Below are 14,809 nucleotides of genomic sequence, written 5' to 3' on the forward strand. Positions count from 1 at the left end.
CGCTTCCCCTCCGGAATGAAGGCGCTCGCCGACCACCTGCACGCCAAGGGGCTGAAGCTCGGCCTCAGCCTGTCGGCCGGCACCAGGGCCTGCTCCGGCGGCGGCCCCGGCTCCTACGGGTCCGGGGCCGCCGACGCCCGGCAGGTCAAGGAGTGGGGCGTCGACTACGTCAAGTACGACTGGTGCTCCGTCCCCACGGCCGACTTCCCCGGCAAGAACGTGCAGCAGATCGCCGAGGCGCTCTACCCGCCCATGCGCCAGGCCCTCGGCGACGACGTGGTGTTCGCGATGAACAACGAGGACGGCAGCACCGTGCCCTGGCTCTGGGGCAGGAACGCCGGCGCCACCACCTGGCGGACCAACGTCTACAACCGGCCTATCCCCGACAGCTACCCCTCGATGGTGGACATCTGGGAGACCAACCAGCTCAGGGCCGAGTACGCGGGCCCCGGCAGCTGGGCCGACCCCGACCTGCTGCAGGCCGGGCTGGGCGGGATGACCGAGACCGAGTACCGCACCCAGTTCACGCTCTGGGCGATCGGGGCCGCGCCGCTCATCCTGCAGGCCGCGCCCGACAAGACACCGCCCGCGATCGTCGCCAACCCTAAGGTGATCGCGGTCAACCAGGACGAACTGGGTGTCCACGGCACGTTCGTGAAGTCCGACGGCTGGTACCACGTGCTGGCCAAGCCGCTGGCGAACGGCGACCGGGCGATCGTGCTGTTCAACGAGAGCGACCGGGCCGCCACCCTGTCCACTCGGCTCGGCGACGCCCGTTACCGGGTCGAGGACCTGTGGACCGGCGCCGTCACATCCTCCGACGGCGAGCTGGCCGCCCAGGTGCCGGCGCACGCCGCTTCGATGTTCCGCGTGTCGAAGAGCCGCGAGCAGGCGCCGCCGCTGGTGACGTTCGAGGTGGACCCGGGGGAGCTCGGCGCCGACCGGCCGTCCGTGCTGGAACCGGGCAGAGCCGGGGAGATCGTCACCCGCGTCTCCAACACCGGGGGCACCGGGCGGCTGCGCGACCTGCGGGTGACGCTCGGCGTGCCCGGCGGCTGGCGGGCCGCCGCCCGCACGCCCGCCACGACCGGGCGGCTGGACGGCGGTGAGACGTTCACCGTGACCTGGGACGTCACCCCGCCCGCGGACGCCGCGCGCACGACGTACGAGCTCACCGCGAGCGCCGCCTTCGACGGAGGCTCGCAGCCCGGCGCCGCGGTCGTCACGGTCGCCGAGGCGCCGCCGTCCGGCCGCACCTACCTCAGCGACGTGCCGTGGACCGCGGTCAGGAACCACTTCGGCCCGGTCGAGAAGGACACCAGCAACGGTGAGCGGCCCGCCGGCGACGGCCGCCCGATCACCATCGAGGGCGTCACGTACGCCAAGGGGCTCGGCGCGCACGCGCCCGCCGAGATCGAGTACTACACGGGCGGGCGCTGCTCGGCCGTCGCGTTCATGGCCGGGATCGACGACGAGGTCGGCGCGGCCGGGTCGGCCGGGTTCGAGGTCTGGGCCGACGGCGGCCGGGTCGCGTACTCGGGCCTGGTCACCGGGAGCATGCCGGCCCGCGCGGTCACCGCGTCCGTCGAGGGCGCCCGGTTCGTCCGGCTGGTCGCGACGAACGGCGGCGACAACGCCACCTCCGACCACGTCGACTTCGCCGACGCCACCATCACCTGCGAGTAGGGAGTAGCCGTTGATGATCGTTCCCAAGCCCGTGCGGCAGGAGTCAGGGCCGGGCTCGTTCGTGCTGGACGGGCGGACCTCGCTCACCGCCGACCCGGCGCTCGGCGAGGTGGCCGCCTGGCTGCGCGCCGAGCTCGCCCCCGTCGCCGGAGGTGAGCTGCTGCCGGGCCCCGGCTCGGGGACGATCACCCTGGCGCTCGGCGACCTGCCGCCGGAGGGCTACCGGCTCACCGTCGGCGCGGACGTCGAGATCGTGGCCGGCGGGCCGGCGGGGGCGTTCTACGGTGCGCAGACCTTCCGTCAGCTGCTCCCGCCCGGCGCCTTCAGGAGGGCGGGACGCGGGCCGTACGAGGTGCCCGGGGTGCGCGTCGAGGACGAGCCGCGTTTCGGCTGGCGCGGCTGCCTCCTCGACGTCGCCCGGCATTTCATGACAAAGCATGATCTGCTGAGGTTCATCGACCTGATGGCCCTGCACAAGCTCAACGTGCTCCACCTGCACCTCACCGACGACCAGGGCTGGCGGCTGGAGATCCGCCGCTACCCCCGGCTCACCGAGGTCGGCGCGTGGCGCAAGGAGAGCCAGACCGGCTGGAACGGCGCCATGGACGGCCGCCCCCACGGCGGCTACTACACCCAGGACGACATCAGGGAGATCGTCGCCTACGCCGCCCGGCGGCACATCATGGTCGTGCCCGAGATCGACATGCCGGGCCACACCCAGGCCGCCATCGCCGCCCACCCCGAGCTGGGCAACCTCGCCGAGCCACTGGAGGTCGGCACCACCTGGGGCATCGGCGACAACGTGCTCAACGTCGAGGAGAGCACGATCGAGTTCTTCCAGAACGTGCTGGAGGAGGTGCTGGAGCTGTTCCCCGCGCCGTACGTGTGCGTGGGCGGCGACGAGTGCCGCAAGGACCAGTGGAAGGCGAGCCCCGCCGCCCAAAGGCGGATCCGCGAGCTGGGGCTGCGCGACGAGGAGGAGCTGCAGAGCTGGTTCGTGCGGCGCTTCGGCGGCTTCCTGGCCGCGCGCGGGCGGCGGCTCGTCGGCTGGGACGAGATCCTCGAAGGCGGGCTCGCGCCCGGCGCGGTGGTCGCCTCGTGGCGCGGCGACCTCGGGGCCGTCGCCGCCGCCCGGCGCGGGCACGACGTCATCAACTGCGCCAACACCTCCCTGTACTTCGACTACCGGCAGTCGCCCGGCGAGGACGAGCCGGTGCCCTTCGGCACCGTGCTCATGCTGGAGGACGTCTACGCGTTCGAACCGGTCCCCGCCGAGCTGCGCGGGGACCCGGCCGCGGCGCACGTGCTCGGCGCGCAGTGCTGCGTGTGGACCGAGCTCATCGACTCCACCCGGCAGGTCGACTACATGGCCTTCCCCCGGCTCGCCGCCTTCGCCGAGACGGTGTGGAGCCCGGCGGCGCCGGCGGAGGGGCGCGATCTGCCGGACTTCCGCGCCCGCCTGGCCGCCCACCTGGAACGGCTGGACGCGATCGGCGTCGAGTACCGGCGCGTGAGCGGGCCGCTGCCCTGGCAGACGCGGCCCGGCGTGCCCGGCCGCCCCGAGGACCCGGCCGGCTGGCAGGCCCAGATCGACGCCTGGACCAGCAACCTGCGGCACCTGCGATGAGCCGCGTGCTGGCCTGGCCGGGCTGCCAGAACGTCCGCGACCTCGGCGGGCTGCCCACGCGCGGCGGTGGCAGGGTGCGGGCGGGCGCGCTCATCCGCGCCGACCGGCCCCGTCCCGAAACCGTGCCCGCGCTCGTCCGCGCCGGGGTCGGCCTGGTCGCCGACCTGCGGCTGGCCGCCGAGTGCGCCGCCGACCCCGGCCCGCTGGCCGGTTCCGCGCCGTGGCGGCACCTGCCCGTGCTGCGGGACGAGGACGACGTGCTGGAGGAGATGGGGGAGACGCTGCCCGCGATCTACCGGGCGATCCTGGACCGGGGCGCGCCGCTGTTCGCGGCCGTGCTGTCCGCCGTAGCGCACGCTCCCGTGGGGCCCGTGCTGGTGCACTGCCACTCCGGCAAGGACAGGACCGGGCTGGTGGCGGCGCTGGCGCTGGCCGTGGCGGGCGTGCCGGAATCGGAGATCGCCGCCGACTACGCGCTCACGGCGTCCTGCCTGCGCTGGGAGGAGCACCTCGCCGCCCTGCCGGGCGAGGCGGCGCGGTCGCGTTCGCGGCGGCTGTTCGCCGAGGTGACGGCGGAGACGATGGCCGCCACGCTGGCCCACCTGGACGAACGGCACGGGGGAGTGGTCGCCTACCTCCTGGCGGCCGGCCTCTCCCCGTCCGACCTCACGCTCCTACGCCGCCGCCTGACCTCCTCCTGACGGGACACCGGCCGGACGCCGGCTGGCTCGACAGGCCGGACGCCGGCCGGGACGCTGCTGGTCGGGTGGCGCGGACCGGTCAGAGGTCGACCGGGCCGCCGCTGCGCCAGTAGACGTTGCCCTCGCGGGACAGCAGGCCCTCGTCCACGAGGTAGCGGCGCAGCGCCGCGTAGTCGTCGTGGAACGCCCGCAGCGTCACGTTGACGTCCTTCTCCGGGTAGCGCAGGCCCGGCTCGAAGAGCGTCGCGATGTAGCGGAGCACGACCAGGCGCTTGTCTCGGCGCATCGTCATGGTCGTCAGGCGGCCGTCCACCAGGAACGTGCGCAGCACCCGCTCCTCGGGGCTCAGCTCCTCGGCCGGTTCGGCGTGCGCGCGCAGCAGCTCGCGGAAGCGCTCCGGCCTGGCGCGCCACGTGCCGTCGTCGTCACGCGCGGCCAGCCCCCCGGCCGCCAGCTTGTGCAGCGCCTTCGGGGGCAGGTCGCCGGCCGTGCCGAGCACCAGGGCGGCGAAGGTCCGCAACGTCTCGTCCTGGTAGAGCAGGCCCAGGACGCGCCTGATCTCCTCGGTGTTCACCCGCGGCCGTACCCTCCGCTATGCCGAAATTTGCGGCCAAACCTTACCATTTCGGGAATGTTCCGAACTCGGGACACGGCCATGACGCGACCCTGACGTTCCACACCCGAGACTGAAATCGACAGGCGTGTGCCGGGACGTCCGTTGCCAGTCCGTTCCGGCACACCGCTTGTCACCTACAGGCGGTTGAGCCCGATCACGTGCAGGACCGCGCGGCCCTCCTCGTCGGAGGCGGCCAGGTCGACCTGGGCGTCGATGCCCCAGTCTCCGTCACCGGCCGGATCCTTGATCGTCTGGCGCACCTTCCACAACCCGCTCTCCTCCTCGATGCGCAGCAGCGCGGGCCCGCGGGCGTCGGCGTCGGCGAGGATCTCCTCGTGCTCGTCGTAGTAGGCGTCGAGCGCCGCGCCCCAGTCGACGTCGGGGGCGAGCTCCTCGAGCTCCTCCTCCTTCTCCAGCGAGCAGAGCTCCACCAGGCGGAACATCGCGTTGCGCACCAGCACGCGGAAGGCCCGCGGGTTGGCCGTGACCGGCCGCACCTTCGTCTCGAGCTGCTCCTGCTCCTCCAGCGCCGCCGCCGGGTTGGTGAGCTTCTCCCACTCGTCGATCAGCGACGAGTCGACCTGGCGGACCAGCTCGCCGAGCCACTCGATGAGGTCGACCAGGTCGTCGGTCTTGAGATGCTCGGGGACCGTGCGCGACAGGGTGCGGTAGGCGTCGGCCAGGTAGCGCAGCACCGTGCCCTCGGAGCGGGCCAGCTCGTAGAACTGGATGTACTCGCTGAACGTCATCGCCCGCTCGTACATGTCGCGCACCACGGACTTGGGGCTGACGGTGTAGTCGCCGACCCACGGATGGCCCCGCCGGTACGTCTCGTACGCGCCGAGCAGCAGGTCCTCCAGCGGCATCGGGTACATGACCTCGGCCAGCTGCTCCATGCGCTCTTCGTACTCGATGCCGTCGGCCTTCATCTGCGCGACCGCCTCGCCTCTCGCCTTCTTCAGCTGGGCGGACAGGATCTGGCGCGGGTCGTCGAGGATCGACTCGACGATCGAGACCATGTCGAGCGCGTACGACGGCGACTCGCGGTCGAGCAGCTCGAACGCCGCCAGCGCGAACGTCGACAGCGCCTGGTTGAGCGCGAAGTCCTCCTGCAGGTCGATCGTCAGCCGGGCCCGCCGGCCCTGCTCGTCGGGCTCGGGGAACTGCTCGACGATGCCGCCCGCCAGCAGCGACCGGTAGATCGCGATGGCCTGGCTGATGTGCCGCCGCTGCCACTTGCGGTCTTCGTGGTTGTCGGTCAGCAGGTGCTTCATCGCCTGGAAGCAGTCGCCCGGACGGTTGATGACCGCCAGCAGCATGGCGTTGCTGACCTTGAACCGGGAGGCGAGCGGCTCGGGCTCGGCCTCCTGGAGCTTCTGGAACGTCTCCTCGCTCCACCCCACGAAGCCCTCCGGCGGCTTCTTGCGGGCGTAGCCGCGCCGCCGCTTGGGGTCGTCGCCGATCTTGGCGAGCGCCTTGGCGTTCTCGATGTCGTGCTCGGGGGCCTGGCAGGCGACGTAGCCGATGGTGTCGAACCCGGCGCGGCCCGCCCGGCCGGCGATCTGGTGGAACTCGCGGGCGCGCAGCCGGCGCACCTTGGTGCCGTCGTACTTCGACAGCGCGGTGAACAGGACCGTGCGGATCGGGACGTTCACGCCGACGCCGAGGGTGTCGGTGCCGCAGATGACCTTGAGCAGCCCGGCCTGGGCCAGCCGCTCGACCAGGCGGCGGTATTTCGGCAGCATGCCGGCGTGGTGGACGCCGATGCCGTGGCGGACCAGCCGCGACAGCGCCCGCCCGAACCGGGTGGTGAACCGGAACCCGCCGATCATGGCGGCGATGGCCTCCTTCTCGGCCTTGGTCGCCATGTTGATCGACATCAGCGCCTGGGCCCGCTCCATCGCCGCGGCCTGCGTGAAGTGCACGACGTAGACCGGCGCCTGGCCGGTCGTGAGCATCTCCTCCAGGGTCTCGTGCAGCGGCGTCATCCGGTAGGAGTAGACCAGCGGCACCGGGCGCTCGGCGTTCTTGACCACGGACGTCGCCCGGCCGGTGCGGCGGGTCAGGTCGCGCTCGAACATCGACACGTCGCCGAGCGTGGCCGACATGAGGATGAACTGCACGTTGGGCAGCTCCAGCAGCGGCACCTGCCAGGCCCAGCCCCGGTCGGGCTCGGCGTAGAAGTGGAACTCGTCCATCACGACCTGGCCGATGTCGGCCGCAGCGCCGTCGCGCAGCGCCACGTTGGCCAGGATCTCGGCCGTGCAGCAGATGATCGGGGCGCCGGGGTTGACGCTCGCGTCGCCCGTCATCATGCCGACGTTCTCGGTGCCGAAGACCGCGCACAGGTCGAAGAACTTCTCCGACACCAGCGCCTTGATGGGCGCGGTGTAGAACGTGCGCTGGTCGCGCGTCAGCGCGGTGAAGTGGGCGCCGGCCGCCACCAGCGACTTGCCCGAGCCCGTCGGCGTGGCCAGGATCAGGTTGTTGCCGGAGACGACCTCGATGAGGGCCTCCTCCTGGGCGGGATAGAGCGTGAGCCCCCGCTCGGTGTTCCACGCGACGAACGCGTCGAAGATGGCGTCGGGATCGGCGTCGATGTCCTCGGGCAGGCGGTCTATGAGAAGGCTCACGACATCTATCCTGCCGAAGTTTGCCGGGTGGTCGAACCGCCCGCCGCCCGCGGCGGTCAAAACGCGGCGTTCATCCCAGGTCGAGCTGGAACAGCATGGTGTCGATCCAGCGCCCGTGCTTGAACCCCACGGCCTTCAGGCGTCCCGCCTCCTCGAACCCGAACGCGGCGTGCAGCCGCGCCGAGGCCGGGTCGCCCCAGTCGGCGATCACCGCGACGAGCTGGCGGGCCGAGGCCTCCCGAGCCCGCTCCACCAGCGCGCCGAGCAGCAGCCGCCCGAGCCCCCGCCCGGTGCGCCCCGGGGCGAGGTAGATGCTGACCTCCAGCGTGTGCCGGTAGGCGGGCTTCGGGCGGTACTGCGACAGGTAGGCGTATCCGGCGACCTCGCCGTCCACCTCCGCCACGAGGAACGGCAGCCCGGTCCCCGCCTTTTTGCGCCACTCCTCGACCCCCGGCGGCGTCTCGTCGAAGGTGGCGACCGTGGCGGTCACGTAGTGGGCGTAGATGTCCGCGACGGCGGGCAGGTCGGCGTCGGTGAGCGGGCGGATCGTCGTCATGTGCCGTCATTGTTCCGAACCCCGGGTTACACGGGTGTTTCGGACGGCCGGTTCCGGAGACGGCTCGCCCACGCGCGGCGCCGTCATCAGCAGGCTGCCGAGCAGCGCGAGCAGCGCGAGGAACGGCCCGGCGCCGGGCGCGAACCCGCCGACGGTCAGCGTCAGCACCCCGCCGCCCGCCAGCCCGGCCGCCGTCAGCATGCCGCGCGTCCCCGCAGTCCCGTACGGCAGCGCCGGCGGCGTCTCGAAGCGCGCGAAACCCTTCAGCAGCGGCCACATGACCAGGCACAGCAGCCCGAACCAGAGCGGCCACCCGGCGAACCAGCCGAGGCTGCCCGGCGCCGGCGTGTCCACGCCGAGCAGCACCACCACGACGCCGGTGACCGCGAACAGGGCCGGCATGTGCCACAGGTACACCGTCATGATCCGCGACCCCGCCCAGGCCAGCAGCCGCGCGCACGGCAGCCGCACCAGCCACGGGCGCAGCAGCACGGCCAGGCCCACCTGACCGAGGCCGACGCCAAGGATGGCGAGCGTGGGCGGGGCCATGTTCGACACCTCGGCGCCGGGCAGGCCGATCATGCTGCCGGGATAGGGCCCGAACGCCACCAGCAGGGCCGCCGCCCCGAAGCCGCCCGCCGCGAGGGCCCACGGACCCCGCAGGCGTCCCTCGGCGTAGAAGAAGCCGAGCTGGTGCACGGCCAGCCAGACGAACACCACGTTCAGGTAGCCCACGGCCTCGAACCCGGTCGTGAAGCGCGCCACGTCCGTCAGCGCCGCCCCGGCGGCCAGCACCGTGGGGACGCGCCAGCCGTGGCGCCCGTGCAGCCGCAGCGCGTACGGCGTCACGGTGACGGCGAGCAGGTACACCGCCAGGAACCACAACAACTGGCCGGTCAGCCGCGCCCCCATCTCCAGCGGCTGCTCCGGCACGCCCAGCGTCAGCAGGACGTGGGGGAGCGGGATCCACACCGCGGCCAGCGGCAGCAGCGGCCAGACCAGCCGCCGCAGCCGCACCGCGAGCCATGCCTGCGGGGCCGCGCCCGAGCGCTCGAAGGCGATCGCGTTCGCCGCGCCGCCCGCGAAGAACACCAGCGGCATCACCTGGCTGAGCCAGGTCACCACCCACACGCCCGGCGTGGACAGCGCGTTGCCCGCGCTCAGCCGGACGCCGTCGTACGCCAGGACCGGGATCGTCCAGTGCTGGAGCACGACGAGCGCCATGCCGGCCACGCGCAGCAGGTCGAGGAACGGGTCGCGGGCCCGGCCGCGCGGCAGTGCGGCCGCTGGACGGTCCACCAGGACGGTCATGGGGAGCCTCGATTCACGGGGGAGCGGGTGACTCAAGGCTTCCGTCCCGGCCGCCGCCGCACATTGCCGCGAGCCGCCCTCTCCCGGTCGAGGACCCACCACCCGTCCTGGTAGGGACAGCCCTACCATCGGACGCCTGCGCACCCGCTCGTGCCGGGCGCGGCGCCGTCATACGGTTGGCCCATGCGCTCCCTGACGAGGCGTGTCCTCCTCGACACCCGCTACACGCTGGTGGGCTTCCCCACGGCGTTGATCGGCTTCGTGCTGATGCTCGCGGGCTTCGCCGCCGGCGTCGGCACCACGGTCGTCTGGATCGGCCTGCCGCTGCTCGCCGGCACGCTGCTGGTGGCGCGGGGCTTCGCCGACGCCGAGCGCGGCTGGCTGTCCGACGTGCTCAAACGCCCGCCCGTACGGCCGCGCTACAAGCCCGCGCCCGCCGGCGCCGGCCGGTTCCGCCGCCTGGTCAACCCGCTGACGAGCGGTCAGTCCTGGCTCGACCTGCTGCACGGCGTCATCAACCTGCCGTTCGCGATCGTGGCGTTCGTGCTCACCATCGTGTTCTGGGCGATCCCCATCGCCGGGCTGACCTGGCCGATCTACGGCATCTTCATCATGCAGATCCCCGGCGGCGTGGAGCTGCCCGAGCTGCTCGGCATCGGCGACGGCAGCTACCTGGTCAACGTGGTCTTCTACGTCGGCCTCGGCCTGTTCTTCACGCTGCTGCTGCCGTTCGTGGTACGCGGCGCGGCGCTGCTGCGGGCGGGGCTCGGGCGGGCGCTGCTGACCGGCGTGGCCGAGCTGCAGGAGCGCATCGACGACCTGGCCGAGGGCCGGGCCGCCGCGGTCTCCGCCGAGGCCAACGCGCTGCGCAAGCTGGAGCGCGACATCCACGACGGGCCGCAGCAGCGCCTGGTCTCCCTCGCCATGGAGCTGTCGCGGGCGCAGCGGCAGCTGGCCAAGGACCCCGAGGCCGCGCAGGCCACGATCAAGTCGGCGATCACCGCCACCCGCGAGACGCTCGACGAGCTGCGCGCGCTCTCGCGCGGCATCGCGCCGCCGATCCTGTCGGACCGGGGTCTCGCGCCCGCGCTCGCCGCGCTGGCCGGGCGCTGCACCGTGCCGGTCGACCTCGACGTGCAGACCACCGAGCGCTACCAGGCGGCCGTCGAGAACGCGATCTACTTCGTCTGCGCCGAGACCCTCACCAACGTGGCCAAACACAGCCGGGCGACCGTCTGCACCGTCCAGCTCGTCCGCGTGGGCGGCGTCCTCATGCTCACGATCGGGGATGATGGGGTCGGCGGCGCACACGTCGCCAAGGGACATGGGCTCGCCGGGCTGGCCGACCGGCTCCGCGCGGTCGACGGGGAGCTGACCGTGCAGTCGCCCGACGGCGGGCCCACGGTGATCGTGGCGGAGGTGCCGTGCGCGTAGTCGTGGCCGATGACGCGGTGCTGATCAGGGAGGGCCTGGTCAGGTTGCTGGAGGAGTTCGGCTGCGAGGTGGTGGCCACCGTCGGCGACGGGGCCGCGCTCGTCGAGGCGATCGCCGAGCACGAGCCCGACGTGTCGGTGGTCGACGTGCGCATGCCGCCGTCGTTCACCGACGAGGGGCTCAAGGCGGCCGTCGAGGCCCGGCGCAGGGTGCCGGGGGCGCCCGTGCTGATCCTGTCGCAGTACGTCGAGGTCTCCTACGCCGACGACCTGCTCGCCGACGCCCGCGGCGCGGTGGGCTACCTGCTGAAGGACCGGGTCGTCGACGTCGACGAGTTCCTGGAGGGCCTGCGGCGGGTGGCCGCGGGCGGCACCGTGTTCGACCCTCAGGTGGTGTCCCAGTTGATGGTGCGCAGACGCAAGGACGACCCGCTGGCCCAGCTCACGCCGCGCGAGCGCGAGGTGCTCGGGCTGATGGCCGAGGGCAGGTCCAACCCGGCGATCGGGCGGCAGCTCGTCATCAGCGACGGGGCCGTGGAGAAGCACATCAGGAGCATCTTCAGCAAGCTCGGCCTCTACGCCGACGACGCCGACCAGCATCGCCGCGTGCTCGCCGTGCTGACCTATCTGCGCTCCTGACGGTCCCGCGGGGTGCTCCGCGGCGATCCGCCCCTGCCCCGGCCTCGTGGGCCGGTCCGTCCCCCTGGGCGTCGCCGCGGCGTTGTCCCTGCGACCGCATCTCTGCGGGGGGTGCCCTTCAGCCCGGCCCGCCGGGGAGCGGGGGGTTCCGCTCGCCGGTCCCTCCTGGCCGCTGAAAGGTCACTGGCCGGTCCGCGCGCGCCGCGCGCGGACCTGGCCGCCCGGGGTCAGCCGAGCGCGTCGACCAGCTTCTTGCGCTGCTGGGCGCCCAGGCCGCCGAGGCGGCGCTTCTCGTCGACGCCCGCCTCCTCCATCAGCGCGGTGGCCTTGGCCGGACCGACGCCCTTGACGGCGCGCAGCGCCTGGGAGACCTTGATCTTCTTCGCGATGTCGTCGTCGCGCTCGAGCAGCTGAGCGAACGTCATCTCGCCCGCCTTGACCTTCGCCAGCAGGGCCGTGCGGGCGGCACGAGCCTCGGCTGCCTTGGCCAGAGCGGCTTGACGCTGCTCGGGGGTGAGAGTGGGAAGTGCCATCTCAGTTCTCTCCTCGGGGATTTTTACGTTCGGGTTCTGATACCCGTGGTGCAGTGGCTAATCATGACGGATACCAGCGGTTCGTGTTGCGGAAAGCGGGCGCTCAGCGGGTTCGCCACACCGACTCGGCCGCCTCCGCGCACGCCACGTCCTGCGCGACCGTGCCGCCGCTGACCCCTACGCCGCCGACCACGCGATCTCCCGTAGCGTGACCGGACCGCAACGGAACGCCACCGCCGAAGCAGACGAACCGGCCGCCCGCCAGACCCGCCAGCTCCCCTCCCGGAGCGGTCAGCGCGGCCAGCTCCGAGGTGGGCCTGCGCAGGGCCACGGCGGTGTACGCCTTGCCCGGCGCGAGCACCGGCCCGGAGATCTCCGCACCCTCCATACGCTGGAAAGACACCAGATTTCCGCCCTCGTCGACGACCGCGACGGAGATCGCCGCGCCCTCGCGGAACGCCTGCTTCACGGCCGCCTCCGTCATGCGGAGCGCGAGTTCGAGATTCACGCGGTACGCCCCCGGCTCAAGATTCTTTCGCGCATCGGAACCCTTCCCAGCCTGCCGCCCCCGGACGGGCCGCGGAAGATCATCCATCCGGCCGTCCCGGCAGATGCGTTATATCGGGTTTTCTCCCTCAAAGGTGGAATGCATCACATTTTGTTGGTCGGGCGTGTCGCGGGCCTGGTCAGGGTGGTTTTTACGCCAGAGTTCAAGCCCCTCGGTCGTCAGGAACGCGTCGAAGACCGACTCCATCGCGCCGAGGAGCGCGCCGCGCCAGCCCAGCGCCGAGCCCTCGATCCGGGGCGGCCGGTCCCGGCGGATCGTCATCAGGTACGGCTCGCCGGCCGCCAGGAGGGCCTCGCCGGCCCGCTCCCACAGCTCCGCGCCGAGTCCCGACAGGGTCACCACCTCGGGGTCGTGGGCGTTCACCAGCGCCGCGACGCCGCGCCCCAGCGCCCTGGCGACGGTGGCCACCGCCTCCTCGTTCGTGGCCAGCACCTGTTCGGCCTGCTCGCGACCCCGGCCGCCGCCGTAGGCCAGGCCGGCGTGGCGCAGCAGGGCGTTCGCGCCGACGTCCATGCCCCAGCAGCCGATCGCGCCGCAGTCGCAGGGGCGATCGCCGCCGCCGAGCGGCATGTGGCCGAACTCGGCGCCGGTCTCGCCGGCCCCGCCGAGGGGGTGCCCGTCCACGACCAGCACGCCGCCGAGGTCGAAGTCCACGTGCAGGTGCAGACCCACCCGTACGCCGCGCAACCGGCCCCGCCGCGCCTCGGCCAGCGCGGCGAACGCGGTGTCATTGCCAACGATCGGCAGGTCCGGCGGCTCCGAGCCGCCTCGATGCGCGGCGTGGGGGTGGAGGCCGAGGAGGGCGGGGACGTTCACCGAGCGCCAGCCCAGGTGCGTGATGGCCACCAGGCCGCCGTGCCGTACCGGGCCCGGCAGCGCCATCCCCACCCCAACGACCCGGTGACCGAGCCGGCGCCGGTGCGCCGCGACGGCCTCGCCCAGGGGCGCGAGCGCGCCCTCGGGCGTCCCGTCGTGCGGCCGAACCTCCAGCACCGTGACGCGTCCGCCGAGTTCGCACGCGGCCAGCTCCCAGGCGTCCTCCCGGACGTCCGCGGCCAGCGCCAGCGGGCCGTGCGGATGCGGCCCCGGCACCTGCGTCGGACGTCCGCGGGCGTGCTCGGAGGCCGGCTCCTCGTGCAGGAGCTCGTCGTCGGCCAGCCCGGCGACCAGCACGGAGGCGGTGCCCCTGGCCAGGCCGAGGTCGCGGGTGAGCTGCGACCTGGTGCGGGCTGCCCCGCAGTCGTGGACGGCGCGCAGCAGCCGGACGCGGTTGTGCGCCCGGAGCTCGCCGCTCGTGGTGGCTATCTTCACGTAAGACAGTTTATGCTCTAGCCGTGAACAAAACCCTCATCGATGCCAGACGCGCCCGTGTCGGAGTTTTCGGGTATTTCGTTCTTGCTGGATTTGTCATGGGTCTGTGGGCGGCCGGGCTGCCCTCGCTGAACGAACGGCTCGACCTCGGCCCCGCCCGCGTCGGCAGCGTCCTGCTGCTGATCTCCGGCGGCGCGCTGGTGTCGATGCTGGCCGCGGGCCCGATGGTCGACCGCTGGTCGAGCCGCCGGGTCTGCTGGATCGGAGGACCCCTGTCGGCCGTGGTGCTGCTCGGCCCGGCGCTCGCGCCCTCGTACGGCGCTCTCCTGGTCCTCGCGGTGGTGTTCGGGATGGGGCTCGGCGTCACCGAGGTCGCCATGAACGCCCACTCCGTCGAGGTGGAGCGCCGCTACGGACGGCCGATCATCTCCGCCTTCCACGGCACGTGGAGCCTCGGCGGGGCGGCCGGCGGCGGGCTCACCTCGCTCGTGCTGCTCGCGGGGCTGGACGCGCAGTGGCTGCTGATCGCGGCGGCGGTCGTGGTGCCGTTCCTGTACCTGCCGGCGGCGCGGCTGCTGCTGCCCGACGCGCCGCGGCACGCCTCCGGCGAGACCGGCGGCGGCACGTCCGGGGGCTCGCTGCACTGGGGCCTGATCGCGCTGCTCGGTCTGGCGGCGTTCGCCGGCCACCTGAGCGAGGGGGCGGCCATCGACTGGGCCGCGCTGCACGCCCAGTGGGTGCTGGCGACCGACCCGGCCGTCGCGCCGCTGGCGTACACGATCTTCTCGGTGGCCATGACGACCGTGCGGCTGCTGGGCGACCCGATCCGGGCGCGGCTCGGCTCCGTGCGCACGATCGGGCTCGCGGGGACGCTCGCCACCGCCGGGTACGCCCTGGTGCTGCTGTCGCCGCTGGCCGGAGAACCGCTGCGGGTGGCGTGCGCGTGGACCGGGTGGGCGCTGGCCGGCGTGGGGCTGGCCCCGGTGGTGCCGGTGTTGTTCAGCGCGGTCGGCGCGGCGGGCGGCCCGGTCGGGCGGGCGCTGGCCATGGTGACCGCCTTCGGCTACAGCGGCCTGCTGCTCGGTCCTGCCGTGCTCGGCTACGTGTCCGAGGCGTCTTCCCTGCCCGTCGCGCTGCTCATCCCCGCCGTGCTGGCCGCCGTGGTGGCGCTCACCGGCGTCCCCGCCATCCGCTC

13 protein-coding genes are annotated in these 14,809 nt (G+C 72.9%); 6 read left to right on the plus strand and 7 right to left on the minus strand.

What is annotated here, in order from left to right:
- From C1J01_RS36710 to C1J01_RS36720, 3 genes are all read left to right on the plus strand, one after another.
- Positions 1–1,686: NPCBM/NEW2 domain-containing protein (locus C1J01_RS36710; protein WP_146615857.1), on the plus strand; the 1,686-nt coding region annotated here is incomplete at its 5' end.
- 13 nt (positions 1,687–1,699) lie between these two features.
- Complete coding sequence (locus tag C1J01_RS36715; RefSeq protein WP_111183569.1) at positions 1,700–3,313, plus strand: beta-N-acetylhexosaminidase; 1,614 nt, start codon at positions 1,700–1,702, stop codon at positions 3,311–3,313.
- The gene (locus C1J01_RS36720; protein WP_111183570.1) at positions 3,310–4,014 is read left to right on the plus strand and encodes a tyrosine-protein phosphatase; all 705 of its coding nucleotides are present in this window, start codon (positions 3,310–3,312) and stop codon (positions 4,012–4,014) included. The genes C1J01_RS36715 and C1J01_RS36720 overlap by 4 nt, the downstream gene beginning before the upstream one ends.
- Positions 4,015–4,093: 79 nt before the next feature.
- Here the strand turns inward: C1J01_RS36720 and C1J01_RS36725 are convergent, their stop codons facing one another.
- The 4 genes from C1J01_RS36725 to C1J01_RS36740 all read right to left on the minus strand — a co-directional run bounded on the left by C1J01_RS36725 (position 4,094) and on the right by C1J01_RS36740 (position 9,130).
- Positions 4,094–4,588, minus strand: a complete 495-nt coding sequence (locus tag C1J01_RS36725; protein ID WP_111183571.1) for a DUF2087 domain-containing protein — start codon at positions 4,586–4,588, stop codon at positions 4,094–4,096.
- 176 nt (positions 4,589–4,764) lie between these two features.
- Complete coding sequence (locus C1J01_RS36730) at positions 4,765–7,272, minus strand: DEAD/DEAH box helicase (protein ID WP_111183580.1); 2,508 nt, start codon at positions 7,270–7,272, stop codon at positions 4,765–4,767.
- A gap of 61 nt (positions 7,273–7,333) precedes the next feature.
- Positions 7,334–7,819 (minus strand): GNAT family N-acetyltransferase, encoded by a 486-nt coding sequence (locus C1J01_RS36735; protein WP_111183572.1) that lies wholly within the window; start codon positions 7,817–7,819, stop codon positions 7,334–7,336.
- Positions 7,820–7,825: 6 nt separating this feature from the next.
- Positions 7,826–9,130, minus strand: a complete 1,305-nt coding sequence (locus tag C1J01_RS36740; RefSeq protein WP_111183573.1) for an acyltransferase family protein — start codon at positions 9,128–9,130, stop codon at positions 7,826–7,828.
- A 183-nt stretch (positions 9,131–9,313) separates the two neighbouring features.
- Here C1J01_RS36740 and C1J01_RS36745 point away from each other — a divergent pair, with 183 nt between their 5' ends.
- Positions 9,314–10,564 (plus strand): sensor histidine kinase, encoded by a 1,251-nt coding sequence (locus tag C1J01_RS36745; protein ID WP_111183574.1) that lies wholly within the window; start codon positions 9,314–9,316, stop codon positions 10,562–10,564.
- Positions 10,555–11,202: a response regulator transcription factor gene (locus C1J01_RS36750; protein WP_111183575.1), complete on the plus strand. Its 648-nt coding sequence runs from the start codon at positions 10,555–10,557 to the stop codon at positions 11,200–11,202. The genes C1J01_RS36745 and C1J01_RS36750 overlap by 10 nt, the downstream gene beginning before the upstream one ends.
- A 227-nt stretch (positions 11,203–11,429) precedes the next feature.
- Here C1J01_RS36750 and mihF read toward each other — a convergent pair whose 3' ends face one another.
- From mihF to C1J01_RS36765, 3 genes are all read right to left on the minus strand, one after another.
- Complete coding sequence (gene mihF / locus C1J01_RS36755) at positions 11,430–11,735, minus strand: integration host factor, actinobacterial type (RefSeq protein ID WP_111183576.1); 306 nt, start codon at positions 11,733–11,735, stop codon at positions 11,430–11,432.
- 103 nt (positions 11,736–11,838) lie between these two features.
- Positions 11,839–12,243 carry a GlcG/HbpS family heme-binding protein gene (locus C1J01_RS36760; RefSeq protein ID WP_111183577.1) on the minus strand — a complete coding sequence of 135 codons (405 nt, stop codon included), beginning with the start codon at positions 12,241–12,243 and terminating at the stop codon, positions 11,839–11,841.
- Positions 12,244–12,351: 108 nt separating this feature from the next.
- Positions 12,352–13,614 (minus strand): ROK family protein, encoded by a 1,263-nt coding sequence (locus C1J01_RS36765; protein WP_111183578.1) that lies wholly within the window; start codon positions 13,612–13,614, stop codon positions 12,352–12,354.
- A 98-nt stretch (positions 13,615–13,712) separates the two neighbouring features.
- On the opposite strand from C1J01_RS36765, the gene C1J01_RS36770 reads away from it, so the two are divergent.
- The coding region (locus C1J01_RS36770; RefSeq protein ID WP_111183579.1) for an MFS transporter at positions 13,713–14,809 on the plus strand (1,097 nt) is incomplete at its 3' end.

Origin of the sequence: Nonomuraea aridisoli (assembly GCF_003236395.1) — a bacterium.
GTDB lineage: Bacteria > Actinomycetota > Actinomycetes > Streptosporangiales > Streptosporangiaceae > Nonomuraea > Nonomuraea aridisoli.

Excerpts from the sequence above, each read along its gene's own strand:
- C1J01_RS36715 (WP_111183569.1), top strand. The coding sequence starts at position 1,700 with ATGATCGTTCCCAAGCCCGTGCGGCAGGAGTCAGGGCCGGGCTCGTTC.
- C1J01_RS36720 (WP_111183570.1), top strand. The coding sequence starts at position 3,310 with ATGAGCCGCGTGCTGGCCTGGCCGGGCTGCCAGAACGTCCGCGACCTC.
- C1J01_RS36735 (WP_111183572.1), bottom strand. The coding sequence starts at position 7,819 with ATGACGACGATCCGCCCGCTCACCGACGCCGACCTGCCCGCCGTCGCG.
- C1J01_RS36740 (WP_111183573.1), bottom strand. The coding sequence starts at position 9,130 with ATGACCGTCCTGGTGGACCGTCCAGCGGCCGCACTGCCGCGCGGCCGG.
- C1J01_RS36745 (WP_111183574.1), top strand. The coding sequence starts at position 9,314 with ATGCGCTCCCTGACGAGGCGTGTCCTCCTCGACACCCGCTACACGCTG.
- mihF (WP_111183576.1), bottom strand. The coding sequence starts at position 11,735 with ATGGCACTTCCCACTCTCACCCCCGAGCAGCGTCAAGCCGCTCTGGCC.